Origin of the sequence: Streptomyces lydicus (genome assembly GCF_004125265.1) — a bacterium.
Classification (GTDB): domain Bacteria; phylum Actinomycetota; class Actinomycetes; order Streptomycetales; family Streptomycetaceae; genus Streptomyces; species Streptomyces lydicus_C.
The window spans coordinates 4,500,594-4,526,348 of the sequence record NZ_RDTE01000003.1; the positions used below are offsets into that span (position 1 = coordinate 4,500,594).

Sequence of the window (25,755 nt, forward strand, 5' to 3'; positions counted from 1 at the left end):
GAGATCAGGCAGCTACGGCCGGGGGGCCCGTGTCCACCGAGAGCGACAAGGCTTCGATACCAAGCGACGCCGATCTCCTTGCCCTGCACGTGAAGGGCGACCCCGACGCCTTCGGGGAGATAGTCCGCCGCCATCGCGACCGACTCTGGGCGGTGGCACTGCGCACCCTCGGTGATCGTGAAGAGGCTGCCGATGCCGTGCAGGACGCCCTGGTCTCCGCCTATCGCGCGGCCCACACCTTCCGCGGGCAGTCCGCCGTGACGACCTGGCTGCACCGCATCACGGTCAATGCCTGCCTGGACCGGGCGCGTAAGGCCGCTTCGCGGCGTACCTCGCCCGTTGCCGAGACCGAGCGGCTGGAGCAGCTTCTCGAACCCGAGGAATCCGCCTCGGCACCCGCCGAGCGCCAGGACCTGCACCGTGAGCTGCTCAGTGCCCTACGCACTCTCCCCGAGGAACAGCGTGCAGCGCTCGTCCTCGTCGATATGCAGGGCTACCCCGTCGCGGAGGCCGCGGCGATCCTCGACATCCCCACCGGCACGGTGAAAAGCCGCTGTGCACGAGGCCGCGCTCGGCTCCTCCCCTTGGTCACCCATCTGCGCGCCGACAACGGGGATAGCAAACCCACGAGCGGGGGAAGGAACCGGGCGCAGGGGACATCCGTCCCACCGACGGCAGGACCGAACGACACAGGTGCCGTGAAGGGCGGAGGTGGGCGAGCGTGACGTCGATGACCGGCACGGATGAGCACCCCACAGGTGAGCACCCGGAAGTCTCCGAGCTCTCTGACCTCACGGACGGGCTGCTGTCCCCCTCTCGCAGCGCGGATGTGCGCCATCATCTCGCCGGCTGCCCGTTGTGTGATGACGTCTATGCGTCGTTGGAAGAGATCCGGGCCCTGCTCGGCACCCTTCCCGGTCCGATCCGTATGCCGGCCGACGTGGCCGGCCGCATCGATGCCGCCCTCGCCGCCGAGGCGCTGCTGGATGCCACCACGCCCGACGCCGCGGCTCATGTTTCACGTGAAACAGCCGCCACCCCCGTCGTGGTTTCACGTGAAACCGACAGCGAGCCTCCCCACCGTGTCGGGCCGTCCACCCGGCCCGCCGGACGGCCTCGGGGGTCCTCCGGGCCGGGTCGGCAGACGCCGGGCGGCCGTTCGCTCCGTTCGCGGCGCTGGCCCCGGATTCTGCTCGGCACCGCAGCCGCCGCGGCGGTCTTCAGCTTCGGCGGCCTGCTCATCCAGAACGCCGCCGTCGACGGAACCCAGGCCGGCCACCATGGCCGGGCCACCGCCGCCCCCGAGAAGACCACCGAGGCAGCGGGCCTGACCGCCGCCACGCTTGGTTCGCATGTACACGACCTGCTGGCGTCAAAGGGTTCGCACAAGTCCCCGGACATCGGCACGCGCAGCTCTCCCGAGTCGACGCTGCGCGGCGGTGCCGACACCGTTCCGTCGTGTGTCCGCCTGGGCACCGGGCGGACGGAGGCACCGCTTGCGTCCAGCCACACCCGGTACCAGGGCAAGGACGCCTACCTCGTGGTGCTGCCGGATCCGGCCGATGCACAGCGCGTCTCCGCCTTTGTTGTCAGTTCGTCCTGCGTCTCCGCCACGCCACCGGCTCCCGGGAAGATTCTGCTGTCTCACTCGTACCAGCGAGACTGAGCAACCAGCAGTGCGCTGTGACACTCCGGGAATGCTCGCCCCGTAGGATCCGTTGGGTGGGGTGAGAGTTCCGAGAGCCCCAGCAAGCAGTCGGCAGAGACAAGGAAGACACCCGTGAGCGACGTCCGCAACGTGATCATCATTGGCTCCGGGCCCGCGGGCTACACCGCAGCGCTCTACACCGCCCGCGCGTCCCTGAAGCCGCTGGTCTTCGAAGGTGCCGTCACCGCCGGAGGCGCGCTGATGAACACCACCGACGTGGAGAACTTCCCCGGTTTCCGCGACGGCATCATGGGGCCGGACCTGATGGACAACATGCGCGCCCAGGCGGAGCGCTTCGGCGCCGAGCTGGTGCCGGACGACATCGTCTCGGTCGACCTCTCCGAGGAGATCAAGACCGTTACGGACACCGCCGGCAACGTCCACCGGGCGAAGACCGTGATCGTCAGTACCGGCTCCCAGCACCGCAAGCTCGGCCTTCCCCGTGAGGACGAGCTGTCCGGTCGTGGCGTCTCCTGGTGCGCCACCTGCGACGGGTTCTTCTTCAAGGACCAGGACATCGCCGTCATCGGTGGTGGCGACACCGCGATGGAGGAGGCCACGTTCCTCTCCCGCTTCGCCAAGTCGGTCACGGTCGTCCACCGCCGAGACACCCTGCGGGCCAGCAAGGCCATGCAGGAGCGTGCCTTCGCGGACCCGAAGATCAAGTTTGTGTGGGACAGCGACGTCGCCGAGATCCACGGTGAGAGCAAGCTCTCGGGTCTGACCCTGCGCAACCGTAAGACCGGCGAGACCTCCGAGCTCCCCGTCACCGGCCTCTTCATCGCGATCGGCCACGACCCGCGGACCGAGCTGTTCAAGGGGCAGCTGAAGCTCGACGACGAGGGCTACCTCAAGGTCGATGCGCCCAGCACGCGGACCAACCTGACGGGCGTCTTCGGCGCCGGCGATGTCGTCGACCACACCTACCGCCAGGCGATCACCGCAGCCGGTACGGGCTGCTCCGCCGCCCTCGACGCCGAGCGGTTCCTCGCTGCGCTGTCGGACAGCGAGGCGGCCGAGCCGGACAAGACCGCCTCGATCTGATCCGCGCACCCAGCTTTCCCACCACCCACCCAGTAAGGAGATTGCCATGGCCGGCGCCACGGTGACCGTCACGGACGACAACTTCGAAGAGGTCGTTCTCAAGAGCGACAAGCCTGTCCTTGTGGATTTCTGGGCCACCTGGTGCGGCCCGTGCCGCCAGGTCGCCCCGTCCCTGGAGGCAATTGCCGCCGAGCACGACGAGATCGTCATCGCCAAGCTGAACACCGATGAGAACCCGGCCACCACCGCCAAGTACGGCGTCATGTCGATCCCGACCATGAACGTCTACCAGGGCGGCGAGGTCGTGAAGACCATCGTCGGTGCCAAGCCGAAGGCTGCCATCGAGCGCGACCTGGCGGACTACCTCGCCTGAGCCACGCCACTCCGTTTCACGGGAAACGGGCCTGCCCCACCAAGGGGCGGGCCCGTTCTCTGTTTCACGGGAAACCGCACGCCCTACAACGGTCGCAGGGCCGGTTCCTTCTGCACGGCTCCCAGCAAGCGGTCGAGAGCCAGCTCGACATCTTCCTTCCACGAGATCGTGGTCCGCAGCTCAAGGCGCAGCCGAGGGAAGCGGGGATGGGGCCGTACGGTCTTGAAGCCGACTGCGAGGAGGTGATGGGCAGGCAGCACACACGCCGGTTCGCTCCAGCGGGCATCGCCAAAGGCCTCGATGGCTTTGAAGCCGCGCTGGATGAGGTCCTTGGCGACCGTCTGGACCATCACCCGCCCCAGCCCCTGACCTTGGTATCCAGGGATCAGCCATGCCGTCAGCAACTGCACCGCGTCCGGTGAGACCGGGCTGGTCGGGAAGGCCGTGGAGCGCGGCACATACGCCGGCGGGGCGTACATCACGAACCCGACGGGCACCTCGTCGACATAGACCACCCGCCCGCAGGACCCCCACTCCAGCAGTACTGCCGAGATCCAGGCTTCCTTCTCCAGCTCCGGGCGTCCCGCCTTTACCGCGGCCTCGCCGCTGACGGGGTCGAGCTCCCAGAAGACGCAGGAGCGGCAGCGCTTGGGAAGGTCCGGAAGGTTGTCCAGCGTGAGCGGTACGAGCCGACGGCCCATGGAACCAGGTCCTCGCTTCCCTCGCCTGCCGCACCACGAAGCGCCGTCAGCGCCACCTGCTCTCTGAGCAGACCACCGACGAATCCTCCGACGGCTGCGAGGCCGAACCCCGCTGCCAACAATCCGGTGCGGCTCACCGATTGCATGGCCCTCTCCTCGGTGTGAGGTCTCTCCACATGGATGCGTGCCATACCCGAACGCATCGTATCCACCCTTTACGGGCACGGGTACCGCAAGAGAGCAAAGGGCGGGCCGTGTTCCGGTATGCACTCCGGAACACGGCCCGCCCAGGAGCCGAGCAACAGCTCACTCTTCGTCGTCGTTCTCCTCTGCCAGCGACTGGCCCAGGACGCGCCCCTCACCAGGGGCGAGCGTGCCGAGGATGCGCTCCAGATCATCCATCGAGGCGAACTCGACGACGATCTTTCCCTTCTTCTGCCCCAGGTCGACCTTCACCCGGGTCTCGAAGCGATCGGACAGCCTGGAAGCCAGACCCGTCAGGGCGGGAGAGACCCGGGTGCCCGCCCGGGGCCCCTTGGCCTTGCTCGCGCTCTTGGGGGTCGACCCCATCAGCGTCACGATCTCCTCGACGGAACGGACCGACAGTCCCTCCGCCACGATGCGGCGCGCGAGGTGATCCTGCTCTTCCGAGTCCTCCACGGACAGCAGAGCGCGGGCATGTCCAGCGGAGAGCACACCTGCAGCGAGCCGCTTCTGCACGGACGGCGAGAGCCTCAGCAGCCGCAGCGTGTTGGAAACCTGCGGACGCGAACGCCCGATCCGATCTGCCAGCTCGTCATGCGTGCACTTGAAGTCCTTCAGTAGCTGGTCGTAGGCAGCTGCCTCTTCCAGCGGGTTGAGCTGTGCCCGGTGGAGATTCTCCAGAAGCGCATCGAGCAGCAGCTTCTCGTCGTCCGTGGCCCGCACGATCGCGGGAATCTTCTCCAGGCCGGCCTCACGGCACGCCCGCCAGCGGCGCTCACCCATGATGAGCTCATACCGCCCCGGTCCCGTCTGACGGACCACCACCGGCTGGAGCAGGCCCACCTCCTTGATGGAGGTGACCAGCTCGGCCAGGGCGTCCTCGTCGAAGACCTCACGCGGCTGGCGCGGGTTCGGCTTGATCGCGTCCAGTGGCACCTCGGCGAAGTGCGCGCCTGCCACTTCCGAGACGCCCGCCGACGATGCCTCCGCCCCTGCCGATGTCTCCGTTTCACGTGAAACACCGTGCGTCGGCAGCGACGTCAGCTTGGCGGCCGCCACTCCTCGCTCCGGGGCCAAGACCGGTACGGACGACGATGACGCCGCTCCCTGACCCGTCGGCCCGGCATGGTCCGTGCTCTGCGGTGCCGCGGGGATCAGCGCACCGAGCCCACGGCCCAGGCCTCTACGTCGTTCGCTCACTGAGTCCCCTCCGAGATGCTGTGCTGTGCTTCATAGTTGACGCTGAGGCCCTGGCCCCCGGTCTGCGGGACCCCACGCCACGCGATCTCCCTGGCTGCTTCGAGATAGGAAAGCGAGCCACTGGATCCCGGGTCATAGGTGAGCACCGTCTGCCCATAGCTGGGTGCCTCGGAGATGCGCACCGAGCGGGGAATGCTGGTACGGAGCACCTCATGGCCGAAGTGACTGCGCACTTCATCGGCGACCTGGGAGGCCAGCCGGGTGCGGCCGTCGTACATGGTGAGCAGGATGGTCGAGACATGGAGCGTGGGATTGAGATGCCCCCGCACCAGATCAACGTTCCGGAGCAGCTGGCCCAGACCCTCCAGCGCGTAATACTCGCACTGAATCGGGATCAGTACCTCGGCACCGGCCACCAGGGCGTTGACCGTCAGCAGGCCGAGCGAGGGCGGGCAGTCGATGAAGATGTAGTCCAGCGGCTGTTCATACGCCTTGATCGCCCGGTCGAGCCGGCTCTCACGGGCCACCAGCGAGACCAGCTCGATCTCCGCACCGGCCAGATCGATCGTGGCGGGCGCACAGAACAAGCCCTCCACATCCACGACCGGCTGTACGACATCGGAGAGCGGCTTGCTCTCCACGAGTACGTCGTAGATGGAGGGCACGTCGGAGTGGTGGTCAATGCCCAGCGCCGTTGACGCATTGCCCTGGGGGTCGAGGTCGACCACCAGAACCCGGGCACCGTGCAGAGCCAAGGAGGCTGCCAGGTTCACCGTGGTCGTGGTCTTGCCGACCCCGCCCTTCTGGTTGGCGACCACCATGACCCGAGTCTGTTCAGGCCGGGGCAGCCCCTCACCCGCGCGGCCGAGTGCCTCCACCGCCAGCTGAGCTGCACGACCGATCGGGGTGTCGTCCATCGGGGGCGGCGTTTCACGTGAAACGTCGTCCCCGAACGACTCGCTACGGGGACCGGGGACCGGATCGGTCATCGGTCCCGCGATGTTGGCGTCGGACCGCAAGGATTCACTCTCCTCGACATCAGGCTCGCAATGTTCAGAGCCTGCCATGCTTTCGGTGTCGCGAACCAGTGAGGTCCGTTCTCCTGTGGACGAATCCACTTCTGTGGATACTTCGCTGACCCTTGTGGGTCTACGGTCGCGGGGAGCGGCGGCCACACGACCACGGTCGATGATCCCTTGCAGTAGAGAACGACGTTTCACGTGAAACACGATGCCAGCGTCACGCCTGAATCAGCCGCGACACTCCGTCTTGTGTCGTTTTGATGGCATTGAGGGCTTTTGCCGTTTCTCCTCTTCGCGGAACGGCAAAAGCCCTGGCATCCCTGCCGGTCCGTAGCGCTCCGGCACCGGCCATCAGCGCCGGCGCCCCCTCGACGCACGGCCCACCCGAGCCGCCTTGGCCCGCTTGGCCGCGAAGCGCACTCCGCCGGGGCTCTCGCCCACCTCGACCCGCACTACGGTCGACGGCGGATCCACGATGCCCTCGCCCACGTGCACCACCGAGGTCTCCACGACGCCCAGCTTGCTCAGCGCCGCCCGGGCTCCCTTGAGCTCCTCCTCCGCGGCATCGCCCTTGAGCGCCAGCATCTCGCCGTAGGGGCGCAGCAGCGGAACCCCCCAGCCGGCCAGCCGGTCGAGCGGAGCGACGGCACGCGCCGTCACCACATGCACCTGCGGCAGCTTCCCCATGACCTCTTCGGCCCGCCCGCGTACGACCGTGACATGGTCCAGCCCCAGCAGCTCGACGACTTCCTGAAGGAAGTTCGTACGCCGCAGCAGCGGCTCCAGCAGCGTGATCTTCAAATCCGGGCGCACCAGCGCCAACGGGATACCGGGCAGTCCGGCGCCCGAGCCCACATCACAGACCGAGACGCCCTCGGGCACGACCTCGGAGAGCACCGCACAGTTCAACAGATGCCGCTCCCACAGCCGCGGCACCTCACGCGGGCCGATGAGCCCACGCTTCACCCCGGCGTCGGCGAGCAGTTCGCCGTACCGCACGGCCTCCGCAAAGCGCTCGCCGAAAACCTCCTCCGCCGCCTTCGGCGCAGGAGGGAGCTCCGCTGCTGCCTCCGTCACGGGAACCGCCCTTCCTTTGGACTGCTTTTCCTGCCGGGAACCCGGGTTACGCCCCCGGGATAACACAGAACGCTGACAACTTTTGGCCCCGCCTGCGAGCAGACGGGGCCAAAGAAAAACGGGAGCGCTGAGTGGTCAGGCCGGGAGAACAACCACTCGGCGCTGCGGCTCCTCGCCCTCGGACTCGCTCCGGAGCCCGGCCGCCGCCACCGCATCGTGGACGACCTTGCGCTCGAACGGCGTCATGGGGTCGAGCTTCACCGGCTCACCGGTGCCCTTGGCCTCTTCCGCAGCCTTCGCACCGATCTCCGCAAGCTCCTCGCGCTTACGCGCCCGGAAGCCGGCGATGTCCAGCATCAGACGGCTGCGGTCACCGGTTTCACGGTGCACGGCCAGCCGGGTCAGCTCCTGCAGGGCCTCCAGCACCTCACCGTCGCGGCCCACCAGCTTCTGCAGGTCACGGCTGGTCGAGTCACTGATGATCGACACAGCGGCACGGTCGGCCTCGACATCCATGTCGATGTCACCGTCGAGGTCGGCGATGTCCAGCAGACCCTCGAGGTAGTCGGCCGCGATCTCGCCTTCCTGCTCCAGGCGGGTCAAGGTGTCGGTGCCCTTGGTGGCAGGGGTCGTGTCCGTCACGAAAGGACTCCTTCTTACTTCTTGGACGGGTGCTTGGGGCGCTGCTGGCCCTTGCGCTGACCGGACTTGGCGGTGCGGGACCCGGAGGCGCCGCCCTTCTCCTTGCCCTCCTGCGCGTCCTTCTTCTCCAGCGACTGCTTCTTCACAGCACCCTGTCCGGCGCCCGTGTCGCCCGAAGCGGATCCGGCGCGCGTACGGTTCTGCGCACCACCGGCCGGTGCTGCGCTGCCGGTCTGCCGCTGGGACTTCGTCTGGCGCTTGGGCTGCTGGCGGTGCTGGCGCGCCTCTTCGGCGGCCTGCTTCGCCTCGACGACGGCCGGGTCCTCGACGATCTTGCCGGCGGCGCGCAGCCGCTCCTGGCGCTCCGCGAAGGCCTTGCTGCCCGGGGTCGGGTTACGACGGATGACGAACATCTGCTGGCCCATGGTCCACACGTTGGTGGTCAGCCAGTAGACGAGAACACCGACGGGGAAGTTGATGCCGAAGACGGCGAACATGATGGGGAAGACGTACATCAGCATCTTCTGCTGCTGCATGAACGGCGTCTTCACCGTGAGGTCGACGTTCTTGGTCATCAGCTGGCGCTGCGTGTAGAACTGCGACGCGGACATCAGGACGATCATGATGATCGTGACCACGCGGACGTCGACCACGGAAGCACCGAGGCTCTGGATCTTCTCCGCGCTGTCCATGAACTTCGCCGCCAGCGGCGCACCGAAGATGTGCGCCTTCTGCGCGCTCTCCAGCAGCGGCTGGTCGATGACGCCGACCGTCTTGTTCTGCGCGATGTGGCTCAGGACCTGGTACAGCGAGATGAAGAACGGCGACTGCGCCAGGATCGGGAGACAGCTCGAGAGCGGGTTGGTGCCCGTCTCCTTGTAGAGCTTCATCATCTCTTCGGACTGGCGCTGCTTGTCGTTCTTGTAGCGCTCCTGGATCGCCTTCATCTTCGGCTGGAGCGCCTGCATGTTCCGCGTCGACTTGATCTGCTTCACAAAGAGCGGGATCAGGCAGATACGGATCAGCACCACCAGCGAGACGATGGACAGACCCCACGCCGCGCCACTGTTCTTGTCAAAGATGAGGCTGTAGAACGAGTGGAACTGGACGATGATCCAGGAAACAGCGATATAGAGGGGACCGAGGATCGTGTCCACGAATCAGGCTCCTTGGGCGTTGGGCTGAGTCTCGGGCTGGGCGACAGGCTCAGGGACGGTGGGCCCGCCCAGGCGGCTCCTCAGCCGCTGATGCCAAACCGGACGCTTCCGGGGAGGGACGTGGTCGACGCCACCGAGCGACCACGGATTGCATCGCAGGATGCGCCAGGCTGTCAGCGCAGTCCCTTTCACCGCACCGTGCCGGTCGATGGCCGTGTAGCCATAGTGCGAGCACGACGGGTAGTACTTGCAGACCGGTCCCAGCAAGGGGCTGATGGTCCACTGGTAGATCTTGATCAAAAGCAGCAGCGGGTACTTCACTGTGCGCTCCCTCCCGGGTCCCGTCCGGGGTTCCGGGGGCCAGCGGCGGAGCCGCCGCCGGTGACGGCCCCCGGGGGATGGCAGCCTTTCGGCACCCCTCCCAGCAGCCGCTCAAGGGCGGCATCCAGGTCGCGGGCCAGCTGGTCGTGTTCCGCATCACCCGCGCAGGGCAGGGCCCGTACGACAACCAGGCTACCGGCGGGCAGCCGGTCCAGCCGGTCGCGCATCAGATGCCGGAGCCTGCGCTGGACCTTGTTGCGCACGACAGCGTTGCCCACTGCCTTGCTCACGACGAAACCCGCACGTGCCGGGGGAACACTCTCCCCCGACCCGTGCGGGTCCGTTGCACCGCTGCGGAAATGAACGACAAGGAGCGGGCGCCCGGCCCTGCGTCCCCGGCGTACCGCGGCCGCGAAGTCCTCGCGCCGCCTCAGCCGATTCTCGGTAGGCAGCACGTCATGGACCTAGGTTCAGGCTGCTCAGGCCGACAGGCGGGCGCGACCCTTGCCACGGCGGGACGCGAGAATCGCGCGGCCGGCGCGGGTCCGCATGCGCAGACGGAAGCCGTGGGTCTTCGCGCGGCGGCGGTTGTTCGGCTGGAAGGTGCGCTTGCTCACTCGGGGGCTCCAGGAATGCTTGTTGTCTCAGGAGAGACAGATGTGGGGCGTCGACTGGCTGTCACCGTGCGCCCACGAGTAGCTCGCAACGCCTAAGTGCACCGCTACACGATCACTCGAGCGTGATCTTTGCCCATCGGAGGCAGGCGGCAGCAGCCATCGACAACTCGACCTGGTCACGGTACGCGCGGCTACGCCATCCGGTCAAACCGGCTCCTCGGCGGCCCCGACCGGCCTCTTGTCAGGACACACTATGCACAGCCTGTGGACAACAACTTGAATCCCCAGGCCCGCCCTGACTACCGTGGCTGAACCCCGATTCCTTCCCGCCCGTCCTGAGAATCACACATTCGTGGGACTGCTGAGAGAGCGTGCCCCGTGGCTGATGTACCTGCCGATCTTGCCGCAGTGTGGCCGCGCGTGCTCGATCATCTCCTTCGTGCGGAGATCGACGGGATCAAGCCCAAGGACCAGGACTGGCTCAAGCGCACCCAGCCGCTGGCGCTGGTTGCCGACACCGCGCTGCTCGCCGTCCCCAACGAGTACGCCAAGACTGCGCTCGAAGGCCGGCTGGCGCCGCTGATCGGGGAGGTCCTCAGCCATGAGTGCGGCCGCCCGATCCGGATCGCGATCACCGTTGACAACTCCTCCGAGGAGCCCCCGGCACCGCCCGCGCCCCCGCACCAGTCGCCGCAGCACCAGCCCCCTCAGCACGAGGCGCCGTCTCAGCAGCACACCCCGCACTCTCAGCAGTCGCATCAGGCACCGCAGCAACACGATGCCTACGACGGCTACGAAGCGCGGCACGACAGCCGCCACGAGAGCCGACACGACAACCGGCACGACAGCCGCCACGACAGTCGGCAGGGCTACGGGCACCAGGGCGAGGACCTGCCCGGCGTGCGCCCCGCCTATCCGGACTACCAGCAGCCCCGGCACGAGCCGGGCGGCTGGCCGCAGCACTCCTCCGGTATGGCCGGCGGCCCCGGCCCGCGCGATGACTACGGCTGGCAGCAGCAGCACCTCGGCGGCTACCCCGAGCGCGACCCCTATGCCTCCCCTTCGTCCCATGTACCGCAGCATCAGCAGCGGCAGAACGACTACCGAGGACAGGCGCCCGACCGCAGCGGGCCGCCGCAGCACTCCGACGCACGCTCCCCCTACGACCAGCCGCGCCGCGACCTCTCCGAGCACCAGCCCGGCGGGCACAACGGCCGCTCGGGCGGTCCCGGCGCCGTGCTCCCCGCGCCCAGCGGTGCGCCCAGCCCGCTCGCCGCGCAGCCCGCACCGGCGACCGGCCCCGGTGAGCCGACCGCGCGGCTGAACCCGAAGTACCTCTTCGACACCTTCGTCATCGGTGCCTCGAACCGCTTTGCGCACGCCGCCGCGGTCGCCGTCGCCGAGGCGCCGGCCAAGGCGTACAACCCGCTGTTCATCTACGGGGAGTCCGGTCTCGGCAAGACCCATCTGCTGCATGCCATCGGGCACTACGCGCGGAGTCTGTACCCCGGCACCCGGGTGCGGTACGTGAGCTCGGAGGAGTTCACGAACGAGTTCATCAACTCCATCCGCGACGGCAAGGCGGACGCGTTCCGCAAGCGCTACCGCGACATGGACATCCTGCTGGTCGACGACATCCAGTTCCTGGCGAGCAAGGAGTCGACGCAGGAGGAGTTCTTCCACACCTTCAATACGCTGCACAACGCGAACAAGCAGATCGTGCTCTCCAGTGACCGGCCGCCCAAGCAGCTGGTCACCCTGGAGGACCGGCTGCGCAACCGCTTCGAGTGGGGTCTGATCACCGACGTCCAGCCGCCCGAGCTGGAGACCCGGATCGCGATCCTCCGCAAGAAGGCCGTCCAGGAGCAGCTGAACGCGCCCCCGGAGGTGCTGGAGTTCATCGCGTCCCGGATCTCGCGCAACATCCGCGAGCTGGAGGGCGCGCTGATCCGGGTGACCGCGTTCGCCTCGCTCAACCGGCAGCCGGTGGACCTGGGGCTGACCGAGATCGTGCTGAAGGACCTGATCCCCGGGGGCGAGGACGCCGCGCCGGAGATCACCGCGACCGCGATCATGGCCTCGACGGCCGACTACTTCGGGCTGACCATCGACGACCTGTGCGGCTCGTCGCGCAGCCGGGTGCTGGTGACCGCCCGCCAGATCGCCATGTATCTGTGCCGCGAGCTGACAGATCTCTCGCTGCCGAAGATCGGTGCGCAGTTCGGCGGCCGGGACCATACGACCGTGATGCACGCCGACCGCAAGATCCGCGCGCTGATGGCCGAGCGGCGCTCGATCTACAACCAGGTCACCGAGCTGACCAACCGCATCAAGAACGGCTGAGGCCGGTCACCGCTGCTCCACGGCCACCGCAGGACGTCCCAGGGCGCTCCGGATCCGTTCCGGCAGCGCCCTTCGTCATACGGGGCCGGCCGTTCGGCGAAGACCGTGCCTGCCCGGGGACCGTGCCTGCCCGGAGACCGAGCGCCCGTGTCTTACCGCAGGACAGGCCCGTGTCCGCTCCGCAGACGAAGCGCCCGGGCCTCCCTCTGACCGCTGCCCGCACCCGTTCCCTGTGTGCGCCCGAGCGAGGCTTCCGAGTGCTCCTGAACGCGTCATGCGCCGCTCCCGCAGCCGGCCCGAGACGCCTCCTGGCCGCTGCGGCGGCCCGTTCCGATCCGCCCCGCCACCGTCCCAAACCTGTGGAGCGCACCTGCCGTGTTCGATTCCGCGGCCGGTCACGGCCTCTCTCCACAGATTGGGCAAGAATCTTCCGTCCACATCCTGGGGAGGGGAAAGTTATCCCTGTGGGATCCACAGGCCGGTGTGCTGACGGGGCATCGGAGGAGGTCAGCCGCGTGTGGATTTGTGGCCAACCTTCTTCCACAGGGTGTGGACAGCGGATTCGTCCACAGGGGAGACCGCGTCTTGTCCACCGCCCGCCCACAGGCAAGCCGCTGTTGTCCCCAACGATCACCGGCTTCTCCACATCGCTGTCCACTGTTCGGCAACACAACACCCGCCCTCACCGGGCCGAGTGAAAGCGGTCACACCAAGGTGATGGATTGGGCTGTGGGGAACGGGGGTAAAGCTGGGGATGGCGCTGGGGAGAAGTACCCGTCCCCTGTGCATCGGGTGTGCAGAACTTCCGGCGGTCCACAGAACCACCGGCTTTTCCACCACCGCCGCCCACAGGGGCAGTGGACAAAAAATCCGTGTTGACCTGCGCAAAAGCAGTTGTCCACGGTTTCCACAGCCCCTACTACTACGACCACGGATATCTACCGGGGAACTCGTTCGGAAACGGGGCCTGTGCACAAGTTGGCCGCCGGACGTCCGGCACCGGTCGTGCCGACTTGACCCCGAGCCGCACCGACTGTCGGTGGCGTGCGTCAGACTGGTCTCCGGCAACCCAGCCGACGACGAAGGCCAGCAGGGCGAGAGCCAGCAACAGCAGGAGGCGGTTTCCGGTGAAGATCCGGGTGGAGCGCGATGTACTCGCGGAGGCAGTGGCCTGGGCGGCCAAGAGCCTCCCGGCCCGTCCGCCGGTGCCCGTCCTCGCGGGCCTGCTGCTGAAGGCGGAGGAGGGCGCGCTGAGCCTCTCCGGCTTCGACTACGAGGTCTCCGCGCGGGTCTCGGTGGAAGCGGAGGTGGAAGAGGAGGGCACGGTCCTCGTCTCCGGCCGGCTGCTCGCCGACATCTGCCGTGCGCTCCCCAACCGCCCGGTGGAGATTTCCACCGACGGTGTACGGGTGACCGTCGTCTGCGGCTCCTCGCGCTTCACCCTCCACACCCTTCCTGTGGAGGAGTACCCGTCCCTGCCGACGATGCCCACCGCCACCGGCACCGTCCCCGGTGAGGTCTTCGCCGCGGCCGCCGCCCAGGTCGCCATCGCCGCCGGCCGTGACGACACCCTCCCGGTGCTCACCGGCGTACGGATCGAGATCGAGGGCGACACCGTCACCCTGGCCTCCACCGACCGCTACCGCTTCGCGGTGCGCGAGTTCCTCTGGAAGCCGGAGAGCCCGGACGCCTCCGCGGTCGCGCTGGTCCCCGCCAAGACACTGCTGGACACCGCCAAGTCCCTGAGCAGCGGAGACACCGTCACGCTCGCGCTGTCCGGCTCCGGCCAGGGCGAGGGCCTGATCGGTTTCGAGGGCGCCGGGCGGCGGACGACGACGCGTCTGCTGGAAGGCGACCTGCCGAAGTACCGCACCCTCTTCCCGACCGAGTTCAATTCGGTCGCCGTGATCGAGACCGCCCCGTTCGTCGAGGCCGTCAAGCGTGTGGCGCTGGTGGCCGAGCGGAACACCCCGGTCCGGCTGAGCTTCGAGCAGGGCGTGCTGATCCTGGAGGCCGGCTCCAGCGACGATGCACAGGCTGTGGAGCGGGTGGACGCCGACCTGGAGGGCGACGACATCTCGATCGCCTTCAACCCGGGCTTCCTCCTGGAGGGCCTGTCGGCCATCGACTCCCCGGTGGCACAGCTGTCCTTCACGACCTCGACCAAGCCCGCGCTGCTGAGCGGCCGGCCGGCCAAGGACGCCGAGGCGGACGACGCGTACAAGTACCTGATCATGCCGGTGCGGCTCTCGGGCTGACGACCGGAGCGCAGGGGTGACGGCCGTCCGGCGGACACCGGACGGCGCCCCGGCCGCGCGCCGTGCGGCGACCGGCTGAAGGGCCCCTGATGAGCGGCTGAGCCCACAGGTGTGCGCGGACCTGCGGGCGTAGGCTCGGACCCGGGTACGAACAGCAACGACTACGTGCAAAGAGGGTCTCTGATGGAGCTCGGTCTCGTCGGTCTCGGCAAGATGGGCGGCAATATGCGCGAGCGCATTCGCCGCGCCGGCCACACCGTCATCGGTTACGACCGCAACCCCGACGTGGCGGATGTCAACAGCCTTCAGGGGCTGGTGGACAAGCTCAAGGGGCCGCGGGTGGTCTGGGTCATGGTGCCGGCCGGCGCCGCCACCCAGTCCACGATCGATGAGCTGGCCGAGCTGCTGTCGCCGGGCGACATCGTCGTGGACGGCGGCAACTCCCGCTGGACCGACGACGAGAAGCACGCCGAGGAGCTGAAGGCCAAGGGCATCGGCTTCGTCGACTGCGGTGTCTCCGGCGGCGTCTGGGGCCTGGAGAACGGCTACGCCCTGATGTACGGCGGCGACAAGGACGATGTCGCCAAGGTGCAGCCGATCTTTGACGCGCTCAAGCCCGAGGGCGAGTTCGGTTCGGTGCACGCCGGCAAGGTCGGCGCAGGACACTTCGCGAAGATGGTCCACAACGGCATCGAGTACGCCATGATGCAGGCCTTCGCCGAGGGCTGGGAGCTGCTGGAGAAGGTCGACTCCGTCACGGACGTGCGCGAGATCTTCCGCTCGTGGCAGGAGGGGACGGTCATCCGCTCCTGGCTGCTCGACCTGGCCGTCAACGCCCTCGACGACGACGAGCACCTGGAGAAGCTGCGCGGCTACGCCGCCGACTCCGGCGAGGGCCGCTGGACGGTCGAGGCCGCGATCGACAACGCCGTGCCGCTGCCCGCGATCACGGCCTCGCTCTTCGCGCGCTTCGCCTCCCGTCAGGACGACTCCCCGCAGATGAAGATGATCGCCGCGCTGCGCAATCAGTTCGGTGGCCACGCGGTCGAGAACAAGAAGTAACGAGAAGCAGCAAGAAGCAGTAACCGCCGGAGTAGACCGGTGGCACCCGCCGGGGGAGGTCGGCGCCCAGCCATGCACATCACGCACCTGTCCCTCGCCGACTTCCGCTCGTACGCCCGGGTCGAGGTTCCGCTCGACCCGGGCGTCACGGCTTTCGTGGGCCCCAACGGCCAGGGCAAGACCAACCTGGTCGAAGCGGTCGGCTATCTGGCCACGCTCGGCAGCCACCGGGTCTCCTCGGACGCCCCGCTGGTGCGGATGGGCGCCGAGCGGGCGGTCGTCCGGGCCGCGGTCGTCCAGGGCGAGCGGCAGCAGCTGGTCGAGCTGGAGCTCAATCCGGGCAAGGCCAACCGCGCCAGGATCAACAGGTCGTCGCAGGTCAAGCCGCGGGACGTGCTGGGGATCGTCCGGACGGTGCTGTTCGCGCCGGAGGACCTGGCGCTGGTCAAGGGCGATCCGGGCGAGCGGCGGCGGTTCCTGGACGAGCTGATCACCGCGCGGTCGCCGCGGATGGCCGGGGTGCGCTCGGACTACGACCGTGTCCTCAAGCAGCGCAACACCCTGTTGAAGACCGCGGCGCTGGCGCGCAGACACGGCGGGCGGCAGATGGATCTGTCGACGCTGGACGTATGGGACCAGCATCTGGCCCGCGCGGGCGCCGAGCTGCTGGCGCAGCGGCTCGATCTGATCGCCGCGCTGCAGCCGCTCGCGGACAAGGCCTATGAGCAGCTGGCGCCGGGCGGCGGGCCGCTGGCCCTGGAGTACCGCGGCTCGGCGGGCGAGGCGATGGCCGCCGCCGGGACCCGCGAGGAGCTGTACGGCGTGCTGCTGGCGGCGCTCGGCGAGGCCCGTAAGGGAGAGATCGAGCGCGGGGTGACGCTGGTCGGCCCGCACCGCGACGATCTGGTGCTCAAGCTGGGGCAGCTCCCGGCGAAGGGGTACGCCAGCCACGGCGAGTCCTGGTCGTATGCGCTGGCGCTGCGGCTGGCCTCGTACGACCTGCTGCGGGCCGAGGGCAATGAGCCGGTGCTGGTGCTCGACGACGTCTTCGCCGAGCTGGACGCGCGGCGCCGCGAGCGGCTGGCGGAGCTGGTGGCCCCGGGCGAGCAGGTGCTGGTGACGGCGGCGGTGGACGACGATGTGCCGGGGGCGCTGGCCGGGGCGCGCTATGCGGTGTCCGGCGGCGCCGCGGAGAAGGTGACCTTGTGAGCGAGGAGCAGCCCGGCCCGTCCAAGCCTTCCCCTGAGCTCTCCGGTGTGGATCTGGCCCGGCAGGCGCTGGTCGCCGCCAAGGAGCAGGCGCGTGCGCGGGGCGCGGCCGCGCAGCAGAAGAAGCAGGCCAAGCGCGGGGGCCTGCGCTCCGGCGCGCGGGCGGACGGCCGCGACCCGCTGCCGCTCGGTGCGGCGATCAACCGGCTGATCACGGAACGCGGCTGGGAGACCCCGGCCGCGGTCGGCGGGGTGATGGGGCGCTGGCCGCAGCTGGTCGGGCCCGAGGTGGCGCAGCACTGCGAGCCGCAGAAGTACGACGAGGACGCCCGGATCCTGACCGTCCAGTGCGATTCGACGGCCTGGGCGACGCAGCTGCGGCTGCTGGCCCCGACGCTGGTGGCCCGCCTCAACGAGGACCTGGGCCACGGCACCGTAAAGGTGATCAAGGTGCTGGGTCCCGGGGGCCCCGCCCGCCGGTACGGATCGCTGCGGGCACCGGGCAGCAAGGGCCCCGGCGACACCTACGGCTGACCCCCTGTGACCCCCCTCTACGGGTGAGACGGATGAGACTCCGCTCACGGTAGCCGCCGGTTGACAGTCCGAAGCGCTGAGTGCCCGTGTGAGCGTCCTGGGCCCCCGTCTCGGATATGGGGAGTCGGCGGACGCCAGTTCAGGGCGGCACATGACGACTCAGGTGCCTGCAAACCCCCATGAGTGTCGGCGCTACCGGTAGACTGGTGCCAATTCCGCCCACTCGCGGAACATGTCGAACGACGCAGCCCCGCCCGCCTGTCTTCCCAGGGGTGATCCCCGCAGGCGCGGAAGGGCTCGTGCTGTGCCAGAAAGGGCGCTTCGTGGCCGACTCCGGCGACCTCAACGAGAACAACACGGCTTCTACTGAAGAGGGGGTTCCGGCCGGCGCCCTGGGCGACTCCGCGGTGGAGAAGTCGTACGACGCCAGTGCGATCACCGTCCTCGAAGGCCTGGACGCGGTCCGCAAGCGCCCCGGCATGTACATCGGCTCGACGGGTGAGCGCGGTCTGCACCACCTCGTGCAGGAGGTCGTCGACAACTCCGTCGACGAGGCGCTGGCCGGGCACGCCGACACCATCGAGGTCACGATCCTGGCCGACGGCGGCGTCCGCGTCGTCGACAACGGCCGCGGTATCCCGGTAGGCATCGTGCCGTCGGAGAACAAGCCGGCCGTCGAGGTCGTGATGACGGTGCTGCACGCCGGCGGCAAGTTCGGCGGCGGCGGCTACGCGGTCTCCGGTGGTCTGCACGGCGTGGGTGTCTCCGTCGTGAACGCGCTGTCGCAGCGGGTGGCGGTCGAGGTCCGCACGGAGGGCCACCGCTGGACGCAGGAGTACAAGCTCGGCGTCCCGACCGCGCCGCTGGCCAAGCACGAGCCGGTCGACGAATCCGGCACGTCGGTGACGTTCTGGGCCGACGGCGACATCTTCGAGACCACCACGTACAGCTTCGAGACGCTGTCGCGGCGCTTCCAGGAGATGGCGTTCCTCAACAAGGGTCTGACGATCGCGCTGACCGACGAGCGCCCGGACCACGTGGACGAGGAGGGCAAGCCGCTCTCGGTGCGGTACCACTACGAGGGCGGCATCGTCGACTTCGTGACGTACCTCAACTCGCGCAAGGGCGAGCTGGTGCACCCGACGGTGATCTCGGTGGACGCCGAGGACAAGGAGCGCCAGCTCTCGGTCGAGCTGGCGATGCAGTGGAACACCCAGTACAGCGAGGGTGTCTACAGCTTCGCGAACATCATCCACACCCACGAGGGCGGCACCCACGAAGAGGGCTTCCGCGCCGCGCTGACCGGCCTGATCAACCGCTATGCGCGCGACAAGAAGCTGCTGCGCGAGAAGGACGACAACCTCACGGGTGAGGACATCCGCGAGGGTCTGACGGCGATCATCTCGGTCAAGCTCGCCGAGCCGCAGTTCGAGGGCCAGACCAAGACCAAGCTGGGCAACACCGAGGTGAAGACCTTCGTCCAGAAGGTGGTCCACGAACACCTCAACGACTGGCTGGACCGCAACCCCAACGAGGCCGCGGACATCATCCGCAAGGGCATCCAGGCCGCGACCGCGCGGGTGGCCGCCCGCAAGGCGCGCGATCTGACCCGCCGCAAGGGCCTGCTGGAGACGGCGTCGCTGCCGGGCAAGCTGAGCGACTGCCAGTCCAACGACCCCGAGAAGTGCGAGATCTTCATCGTCGAGGGTGACTCCGCCGGCGGCTCGGCCAAGTCCGGCCGTAACCCGGAGTACCAGGCGATCCTGCCGATCCGAGGCAAGATCCTCAACGTCGAGAAGGCCAGGGTCGACAAGATCCTGCAGAACAACGAGGTCCAGGCGCTGATCTCGGCGTTCGGCACGGGCGTGCACGAGGACTTCGACATCGACAAGCTCCGCTACCACAAGATCATCCTGATGGCGGACGCCGACGTCGACGGTCAGCACATCAACACCCTGCTGCTCACCTTCCTCTTCCGCTTCATGCGGCCGCTGGTCGAGGCGGGGCACGTCTACCTCTCCCGCCCGCCGCTGTACAAGATCAAGTGGGGCCGGGACGACTTCGAGTACGCCTACTCCGACGCGGAGCGGGACGCGCTGATCGAGCTCGGCAAGCAGAACGGCAAGCGGATCCGCGAGGACTCGATCCAGCGGTTCAAGGGTCTCGGCGAGATGAACGCCGAGGAGCTGCGCATCACGACCATGGACACCGACCACCGGGTCCTCGGTCAGGTCTCGCTGGACGACGCGGCCCGTGCGGACGACCTGTTCTCCGTGCTGATGGGCGAGGACGTCGAGGCGCGCCGCTCGTTCATCCAGCGCAACGCCAAGGACGTCCGCTTCCTCGACATCTGAGCCCTGTCGGCCCGAACAACAGCCGCAGCTCGAAAGGACTTTGAACCACCATGGCCGACGAGAACCCCCCTGTGACCCCGGACGGCGTGACCGCCGAGGGCGCGCCCGCCGCCATCGAAGGCGTCGGGATGCGTGTCGAGCCCGTCGGGCTCGAGACGGAGATGCAGCGCTCCTACCTCGACTACGCGATGTCCGTCATCGTCTCGCGTGCGCTGCCCGATGTGCGGGACGGCCTCAAGCCGGTGCACCGCCGCGTGCTGTACGCGATGTACGACGGCGGCTACCGCCCCGAGAAGGGCTTCTACAAGTGCGCCCGCGTCGTGGGCGACGTCATGGGTACGTACCACCCGCACGGCGACTCCTCGATCTATGACGCCCTGGTGCGCCTGGCGCAGCCGTGGTCGATGCGGATGCCGCTGGTGGACTCCAACGGCAACTTCGGCTCCCCGGGCAACGACCCGGCCGCGGCCATGCGGTACACCGAGTGCAAGATGAAGCAGCTCTCCATGGAGATGCTGCGGGACATCGACGAGGAGACCGTCGATTTCCAGGACAACTACGACGGCCGCAACCAGGAGCCGACGGTCCTGCCGGCGCGCTTCCCCAACCTGCTGATCAACGGCTCGGCCGGTATCGCGGTCGGCATGGCGACGAACATCCCGCCGCACAACCTGCGCGAGGTCGCGGCCGGTGCCCAGTGGGCGCTGGAGCACCCCGAGGCCTCCAGCGAGGAGCTGCTGGACGCGCTGATCGAGCGCATCAAGGGCCCCGACTTCCCCACCGGCGCACTGGTCGTGGGCCGCAAGGGCATCGAGGAGGCCTACCGCACGGGCCGCGGTTCGATCACCATGCGCGCCGTGGTGGCGGTCGAGGAGATCCAGAACCGCCAGTGCCTGGTGGTCACCGAGCTGCCCTACCAGGTCAACCCGGACAACCTCGCGCAGAAGATCGCCGACCTGGTGAAGGACGGCAAGATCGGTGGCATCGCGGACGTCCGCGACGAGACCTCCTCGCGCACGGGCCAGCGCCTGGTCATCGTCCTCAAGCGGGACGCGGTCGCCAAGGTCGTCCTCAACAACCTCTACAAGCACACCGATCTGCAGACCAACTTCGGCGCGAACATGCTGGCGCTGGTCGACGGGGTGCCGCGCACGCTCTCGCTGGACGCGTTCATCCGCAACTGGGTGACGCACCAGATCGAGGTCATCGTCCGGCGGACGAAGTTCCGGCTGCGCAAGGCCGAGGAGCGGGCGCACATCCTGCGCGGTCTGCTCAAGGCGCTGGACGCGATCGACGAGGTCATCGCGCTGATCCGGCGCAGCGAGACGGTCGAGGTGGCGCGCGAGGGCCTGATGGGCCTGCTGACCATCGACGAGATCCAGGCGAACGCGATCCTGGAGATGCAGCTGCGCCGGCTGGCCGCCCTGGAGCGCCAGAAGATCACCGCCGAGCACGACGAGCTGCAGCGCAAGATCAACGAGTACAACGCGATCCTGGCCTCCCCGGAGCGGCAGCGCCAGATCATCAGCGAGGAACTGGCCGCGATCGTCGACAAGTTCGGCGACGACCGGCGCTCCAAGCTGGTGCCCTTCGAGGGCGACATGTCCATCGAGGACCTGATCGCCGAGGAGGACATCGTCGTCACGATCACCCGTGGCGGCTATGTGAAGCGGACGAAGACCGACGACTACCGCTCGCAGAAGCGCGGCGGCAAGGGCGTGCGGGGCACGAAGCTCAAGGAAGACGACATCGTCGACCACTTCTTCGTCTCCACCACCCACCACTGGCTGCTGTTCTTCACGAACAAGGGCCGGGTCTACCGCGCGAAGGCCTACGAGCTGCCCGACGCGGGCCGGGACGCGCGGGGTCAGCATGTGGCCAATCTCCTCGCCTTCCAGCCGGACGAGCAGATCGCGCAGATCCTGGCGATCCGCGACTACGAGGCCATGCCGTACCTGGTGCTCGCCACCAAGGCCGGCCTGGTGAAGAAGACGCCGCTCAAGGACTACGACTCGCCGCGCTCCGGCGGTGTCATCGCGATCAACCTGCGCGAGCAGGAGGACGGCACCGACGACGAGCTGATCGGCGCCGAGCTGGTCTCGGAGCACGACGACCTGCTGCTGATCAGCAAGAAGGCCCAGTCGATCCGGTTCACCGCGACGGACGAGGCACTGCGCCCGATGGGCCGGGCCACCTCCGGTGTGAAGGGCATGAGCTTCCGCGAGGACGACGAACTGCTCTCGATGAACGTGGTCCGCGCGGGTACGTTCGTCTTCACCGCCACGGACGGCGGCTACGCCAAGCGCACCGCGGTCGACGAGTACCGCGTCCAGGGCCGCGGCGGTCTGGGGATCAAGGCCGCCAAGATCGTGGAGGACCGGGGTTCGCTGGTCGGAGCGCTGGTCGTCGAGGAGAGCGACGAGATCCTCGCGGTGACGCTCGGCGGTGGCGTGATCCGTACGCGGGTCAGCGGAGTGCGGGAGACCGGCCGTGACACCATGGGCGTCCAACTGATCAACCTGGGCAAGCGTGATGCCGTCGTCGGCATCGCATGGAACGCCGAGGCCGGTCGTGAAGCCGAAGAGGTCGACGGGGGCGAGGCGCCCGACGAGGCCGACGCGGCCGAGGAGACCGTGCCCACGGAGGCCGAGGGCGAGCAGCCCCCGGCGGAGTAGCACGAGGAGTAGGTCGTGAGTGGAGCCACGGGCGCTGCGGCGGGTGGATCGGGAGCGAAGAAGGACTCCCCGTCCGGACCCGCAACCGTGACGGAGGACAGCGCCCGTGGCTCTGCCGTTTCTGACACCGGCCCCCGAGACGAGGGCTCACACCAGGGGGGACCCGTGACCGATACCCGTCAACCGCAGCCGAAGCCCGAGGGACAGGCCGCCGAGGACGGCTCCCGGCAGCCGTACCAGCCGCCTCAGGCGTACCCCACCGGCGGTGGGCAGGGCGGCGGCGGGCAGGCGGTGCGCCGGCCGCGTACGGGCGTCGGCACGGTCCCGCGCACCCGCAAGGCCCGGCTGCGGGTGGCGCGTGCCGATCCGTGGTCGGTCATGAAGGTCAGCTTTCTGCTCTCCATCGCGCTGGGCATCTGCACGGTCGTGGCCGCCGCCGTGCTGTGGATGGTCATGAACGCGATGGGCGTCTTCTCCACGGTCGGCGGGACGATCAGCGAGGCCACCGGCTCCGGCGACGGCGCCGGCTTCGATCTGCAGTCGTTCCTGTCGCTGCCGCGGGTGGTGCTGTTCACGTCGGTCATCGCGGTGATCGACGTGGTGCTGGCGACCGCGCTGGGCACCCTCGGGGCGTTCATCTACAACCTGTCGGCGGGCTTCGTCGGCGGGGTGGAGCTCACCCTCGCCGAGGATGAGTGACCCCTTCACGGAAGGGTGTTCGGGGGGCTCCGGAAACCGATTTTGGGAACGCCTCTGAAGTGCGCTAATCTTCTGGTGCAGCGAGCGCGCGGCTATAGCTCAGACGGTTAGAGCGCTTCCCTGATAAGGAAGAGGCCCCAGGTTCAAGTCCTGGTAGCCGCACCGCAGCGATCGGCCCGGCCGGGGAACTCCCCGGCCGGGCCGATTCGTTGTACGGAGGCGGAAGTTGGCTCGCGGCAGCGGCCTCGGACGAGGTGTTGCCGACCGCGGGCTAGGTAACCAATCGGTATCGGCCGGTGTGTATCATCGGCCGACATAGGTCCCCTACGTCAACGAAAGACGAGGTCGCGCGGTGAAGAAGCTTCTCCTGGTCGCACTGGCCGCCATCGGCGGGCTCCTCGTGTACCGCCAGATCCAGGCGGATCGCGCCGAGCAGGATCTGTGGACGGAGGCGACCGACTCCGTGCCCGCAGGTTCGGGTGTCTGAGACCCCCCACAGCACAGCACCACAGGTTCGTACGAGCCCCGATTGCCCCTGGGTGATCGGGGTTTCGTGCGTCGTGGGGCGGGTGCGGCAGGTGGCGTGTGGGGCGTGTGGGGCGTTCTGCGGTGGGCGTGGTGGCTGCCGAGGGGTGGCTGGATGTCGTTGTCGGGGCGGGACGGCACTCCCCTTGAATTTGCCGTAGCACACTATTTGCTTGCAGTTGCAAACGCTCTCGGGGGTCGGTGTCGCGCGGCGCCCGAGAGGGCGGATGTTTCACGTGGAACATCTGCTGAAGAAGGGCGTCACTCCGGCACGGCCGGAGCCGGACCGGTACTCCCGGGGTGATTCCCCGGCCTCGGCGGACGGCACGCGGGGCGGCGGTGGAAGATGGCCCACAGGACGTGTGGTGGCCGTCGCCGTCGGCGGCGTGGGAGTGCTGCTGCCGGCCGGTCTCGCGGCTTTCTGTGGACGGGTCCGCGGGACGCCGCGGGCCGGCGCCGGGAATTCCGATCCGATGAGGGGTGGCTCGTGGTGACGGGGCGCACGACGAACAGGGGCATAGCCGTACTGGCGGCGCTCGCCGTGGTGGTGATCCTGCCGGGGGCGGTGGGGGTGGCCTCGGCCGGGACCGTCCCGGGGTACCGGACGGCGGACGGCGCCACGGCGACCAAGGGCAGCACCAGTACCGCGGATGCCCCGCAGCTCGAGCCCGGACTGCACACCGACTCCATCAAGCGCGGTGAGCAGAAGTACTACGCCGTCACCCTGGACGACAGGACCAGTGCGTACTTCTCGGCCGTCGCGGCGCCCCGGCCCGGGACCAAGGTCGCGGACTACGGCGACAAACTGACCGTCAATGTCCAGGACAGCGACGGCACGACCTGCGACACGGGTGCCCGTCCGTCCTTCCACGGCGGCGGTATGGCCTATCCGATCGCCGACTACGCCACCCGCCGTATCGGCGCCGACCGCACGGGGTGTCAGAAGGCCGGCCCCTACTACCTGGTGATCACCCGTGAGGGTTCGGCGAAGTCAGGCTCCGACGCCTGGCCGCTCGAACTGGACTACCTCGACGAGCCGCCGCTGAAGGGGCCCACTCCCGCCCGGCCGGGCCAGGGCAGTTGGAGCACCGTCACGCCCGCCCCGCGCACGGACACCACCAAGCGCAGCGCCAAGGGAGGCACCGGCTTCAACGATGCGGGCTCGGTCGACTCCGGGGTGTGGAAGGACCGGATCACGCCGGGCGAGACCCGCTTCTACCGCGTACCGCTGGACTGGGGACAGCGGATCAACCTCAGCGCGGAGCTGCCGAACGCGCCCGCCGGCTCCTCCGGTTTCCTCGCCCGGATGCTCGGGCTGGGGGTCTACAACCCGGCGCGTGGTGTGGTCGACGACCTCTCCTTCGTCGCGTACACCGGGAAGCCGGCCGCCGCGAAGGAGTTCACCGCGCCGGTGGCGTACGGCAACCGCTTCCAGCCGGTCGGCCCGGTCAGCGCGATGCGGTTCGCCGGCTGGTACTACCTCGAGGTCAGCCTGCACCCCGACGCCGCGCGGTTCTTCCCCAAGGGCGCGGAACTCACGCTCCGGGTGGATGTCCGCGGCGCCGCCAAGGCCGGGCCCGGCTACGCCGAGCCGACCGACACCTTCTCCGTCACGTCCGACGACCGTGAGTCGGCGCGCAAGGGCCGCACCGCGCAGCAGGCGGCGAAGAGCGGCACCCTGATGACGGTGGCCTACGCGGGGATCGGCACGGGGGTGGTGCTGCTGCTGGGACTGGGCGCGTGGACGCTGGTGGCACGGCGGTCGATGGCCGGCGCAGCGGCCGCGGCGGTCGGTCCTGGTGGCCCGGCCGGTCCTGGCGGCTCGGCCGGGCCTGGCGGTCCGGGCGGGCAGCCCTCACTGCCGGGGCAGCCGGGACAGTCGTCGCAGCCGTCACCACCGGGACAGCCCGGGCAGTCGACACAGTCGACACGGTCGACCCAACAGGTGCAGCAGAATACGCAGTTCGGGCCCCCACAGGGCTGGTAGCGGGGGTTTCAGGGGGCCGGCGGGCTTTTCCGCCGCCACCGGTC

Annotated in this window: 22 protein-coding genes, 1 tRNA gene and 1 pseudogene; 15 read left to right on the top strand and 9 right to left on the bottom strand. The window is 68.6% G+C overall.

What is annotated here, in order from left to right; genetic code table 11:
- Positions 1-29 precede the first annotated feature (29 nt).
- The 4 genes from sigM to trxA all read left to right on the top strand — a co-directional run bounded on the left by sigM (position 30) and on the right by trxA (position 3,125).
- The gene (gene sigM / locus D9V36_RS22115; RefSeq protein ID WP_129295313.1) at positions 30-725 is read left to right on the top strand and encodes an RNA polymerase sigma factor SigM; all 696 of its coding nucleotides are present in this window, start codon (positions 30-32) and stop codon (positions 723-725) included.
- Entirely contained in the window at positions 722-1,666 is a 945-nt protein-coding gene (locus tag D9V36_RS22120) for an anti-sigma factor family protein (protein WP_206739712.1), read from the top strand. Before sigM ends, D9V36_RS22120 begins: the two co-directional genes overlap by 4 nt.
- 114 nt (positions 1,667-1,780) lie before the next feature.
- On the top strand, positions 1,781-2,752 hold the full coding sequence (gene trxB, locus D9V36_RS22125; RefSeq protein WP_129295314.1) for a thioredoxin-disulfide reductase: 972 nt from the start codon (positions 1,781-1,783) through the stop codon (positions 2,750-2,752).
- Positions 2,753-2,798: 46 nt separating this feature from the next.
- Positions 2,799-3,125: a thioredoxin gene (gene trxA / locus D9V36_RS22130; RefSeq protein WP_030615259.1), complete on the top strand. Its 327-nt coding sequence runs from the start codon at positions 2,799-2,801 to the stop codon at positions 3,123-3,125.
- An 83-nt stretch (positions 3,126-3,208) separates the two neighbouring features.
- On the opposite strand, the gene D9V36_RS22135 is transcribed toward trxA, so the two are convergent.
- The 9 genes and pseudogenes from D9V36_RS22135 to rpmH all read right to left on the bottom strand — a co-directional run bounded on the left by D9V36_RS22135 (position 3,209) and on the right by rpmH (position 10,066).
- The gene (locus D9V36_RS22135) at positions 3,209-3,826 is read right to left on the bottom strand and encodes a GNAT family N-acetyltransferase (RefSeq protein WP_129295315.1); all 618 of its coding nucleotides are present in this window, start codon (positions 3,824-3,826) and stop codon (positions 3,209-3,211) included.
- A 306-nt stretch (positions 3,827-4,132) separates the two neighbouring features.
- The gene (locus D9V36_RS22140) at positions 4,133-5,230 is read right to left on the bottom strand and encodes a ParB/RepB/Spo0J family partition protein (protein WP_129295316.1); all 1,098 of its coding nucleotides are present in this window, start codon (positions 5,228-5,230) and stop codon (positions 4,133-4,135) included.
- Positions 5,227-6,297 carry an AAA family ATPase gene (locus tag D9V36_RS22145; RefSeq protein WP_206739713.1) on the bottom strand — a complete coding sequence of 357 codons (1,071 nt, stop codon included), beginning with the start codon at positions 6,295-6,297 and terminating at the stop codon, positions 5,227-5,229. The genes D9V36_RS22140 and D9V36_RS22145 overlap by 4 nt, the downstream gene beginning before the upstream one ends.
- A 306-nt stretch (positions 6,298-6,603) precedes the next feature.
- Positions 6,604-7,329, bottom strand: coding sequence for a 16S rRNA (guanine(527)-N(7))-methyltransferase RsmG (gene rsmG / locus D9V36_RS22150; RefSeq protein ID WP_088798842.1), 726 nt, complete (start codon positions 7,327-7,329; stop codon positions 6,604-6,606).
- Between the two features lie 135 nt (positions 7,330-7,464).
- Entirely contained in the window at positions 7,465-7,971 is a 507-nt protein-coding gene (locus tag D9V36_RS22155; RefSeq protein ID WP_129295318.1) for a protein jag, read from the bottom strand.
- Positions 7,972-7,985: 14 nt separating this feature from the next.
- Complete coding sequence (gene yidC, locus D9V36_RS22160; protein WP_129295319.1) at positions 7,986-9,128, bottom strand: membrane protein insertase YidC; 1,143 nt, start codon at positions 9,126-9,128, stop codon at positions 7,986-7,988.
- Between the two features lie 3 nt (positions 9,129-9,131).
- Positions 9,132-9,449, bottom strand: a complete 318-nt coding sequence (gene yidD, locus D9V36_RS22165; RefSeq protein ID WP_006604423.1) for a membrane protein insertion efficiency factor YidD — start codon at positions 9,447-9,449, stop codon at positions 9,132-9,134.
- A gap of 95 nt (positions 9,450-9,544) precedes the next feature.
- A pseudogene (gene rnpA / locus D9V36_RS22170) lies at positions 9,545-9,904 on the bottom strand (ribonuclease P protein component); the annotation flags it as partial.
- Between the two features lie 24 nt (positions 9,905-9,928).
- On the bottom strand, positions 9,929-10,066 hold the full coding sequence (gene rpmH, locus D9V36_RS22175; RefSeq protein ID WP_003949374.1) for a 50S ribosomal protein L34: 138 nt from the start codon (positions 10,064-10,066) through the stop codon (positions 9,929-9,931).
- Positions 10,067-10,444: 378 nt separating this feature from the next.
- On the opposite strand from rpmH, the gene dnaA reads away from it, so the two are divergent.
- The 11 genes from dnaA to D9V36_RS22240 all read left to right on the top strand — a co-directional run bounded on the left by dnaA (position 10,445) and on the right by D9V36_RS22240 (position 25,711).
- Positions 10,445-12,409: a chromosomal replication initiator protein DnaA gene (dnaA, locus tag D9V36_RS22180; protein WP_129295320.1), complete on the top strand. Its 1,965-nt coding sequence runs from the start codon at positions 10,445-10,447 to the stop codon at positions 12,407-12,409.
- A 1,127-nt stretch (positions 12,410-13,536) separates the two neighbouring features.
- A complete protein-coding gene (gene dnaN / locus D9V36_RS22190) occupies positions 13,537-14,667 on the top strand; it encodes a DNA polymerase III subunit beta (RefSeq protein ID WP_088798837.1) in 1,131 nt (376 codons plus the stop codon).
- Between the two features lie 183 nt (positions 14,668-14,850).
- Entirely contained in the window at positions 14,851-15,729 is an 879-nt protein-coding gene (gnd, locus tag D9V36_RS22195; protein WP_088798836.1) for a phosphogluconate dehydrogenase (NAD(+)-dependent, decarboxylating), read from the top strand.
- Positions 15,730-15,801: 72 nt separating this feature from the next.
- Entirely contained in the window at positions 15,802-16,938 is a 1,137-nt protein-coding gene (recF, locus tag D9V36_RS22200; protein ID WP_129295321.1) for a DNA replication/repair protein RecF, read from the top strand.
- A complete protein-coding gene (locus D9V36_RS22205; RefSeq protein ID WP_129295322.1) occupies positions 16,935-17,471 on the top strand; it encodes a DUF721 domain-containing protein in 537 nt (178 codons plus the stop codon). Before recF ends, D9V36_RS22205 begins: the two co-directional genes overlap by 4 nt.
- Before the next feature lie 323 nt (positions 17,472-17,794).
- Positions 17,795-19,825, top strand: coding sequence for a DNA topoisomerase (ATP-hydrolyzing) subunit B (gene gyrB / locus D9V36_RS22210; RefSeq protein ID WP_431357688.1), 2,031 nt, complete (start codon positions 17,795-17,797; stop codon positions 19,823-19,825).
- A gap of 50 nt (positions 19,826-19,875) precedes the next feature.
- Entirely contained in the window at positions 19,876-22,500 is a 2,625-nt protein-coding gene (gene gyrA, locus D9V36_RS22215; protein WP_129295324.1) for a DNA gyrase subunit A, read from the top strand.
- Positions 22,501-22,515: 15 nt separating this feature from the next.
- Entirely contained in the window at positions 22,516-23,199 is a 684-nt protein-coding gene (locus D9V36_RS22220) for a DUF3566 domain-containing protein (RefSeq protein WP_129295325.1), read from the top strand.
- Between the two features lie 88 nt (positions 23,200-23,287).
- Positions 23,288-23,361: transfer RNA gene (locus D9V36_RS22225), tRNA-Ile, on the top strand.
- Positions 23,362-23,551: 190 nt separating this feature from the next.
- On the top strand, positions 23,552-23,686 hold the full coding sequence (locus D9V36_RS42160) for a DLW-39 family protein (protein WP_003958712.1): 135 nt from the start codon (positions 23,552-23,554) through the stop codon (positions 23,684-23,686).
- Positions 23,687-24,211: 525 nt separating this feature from the next.
- Positions 24,212-25,711 (top strand): hypothetical protein, encoded by a 1,500-nt coding sequence (locus tag D9V36_RS22240; RefSeq protein ID WP_129295326.1) that lies wholly within the window; start codon positions 24,212-24,214, stop codon positions 25,709-25,711.
- The last annotated feature ends 44 nt before the right edge of the window (positions 25,712-25,755 follow it).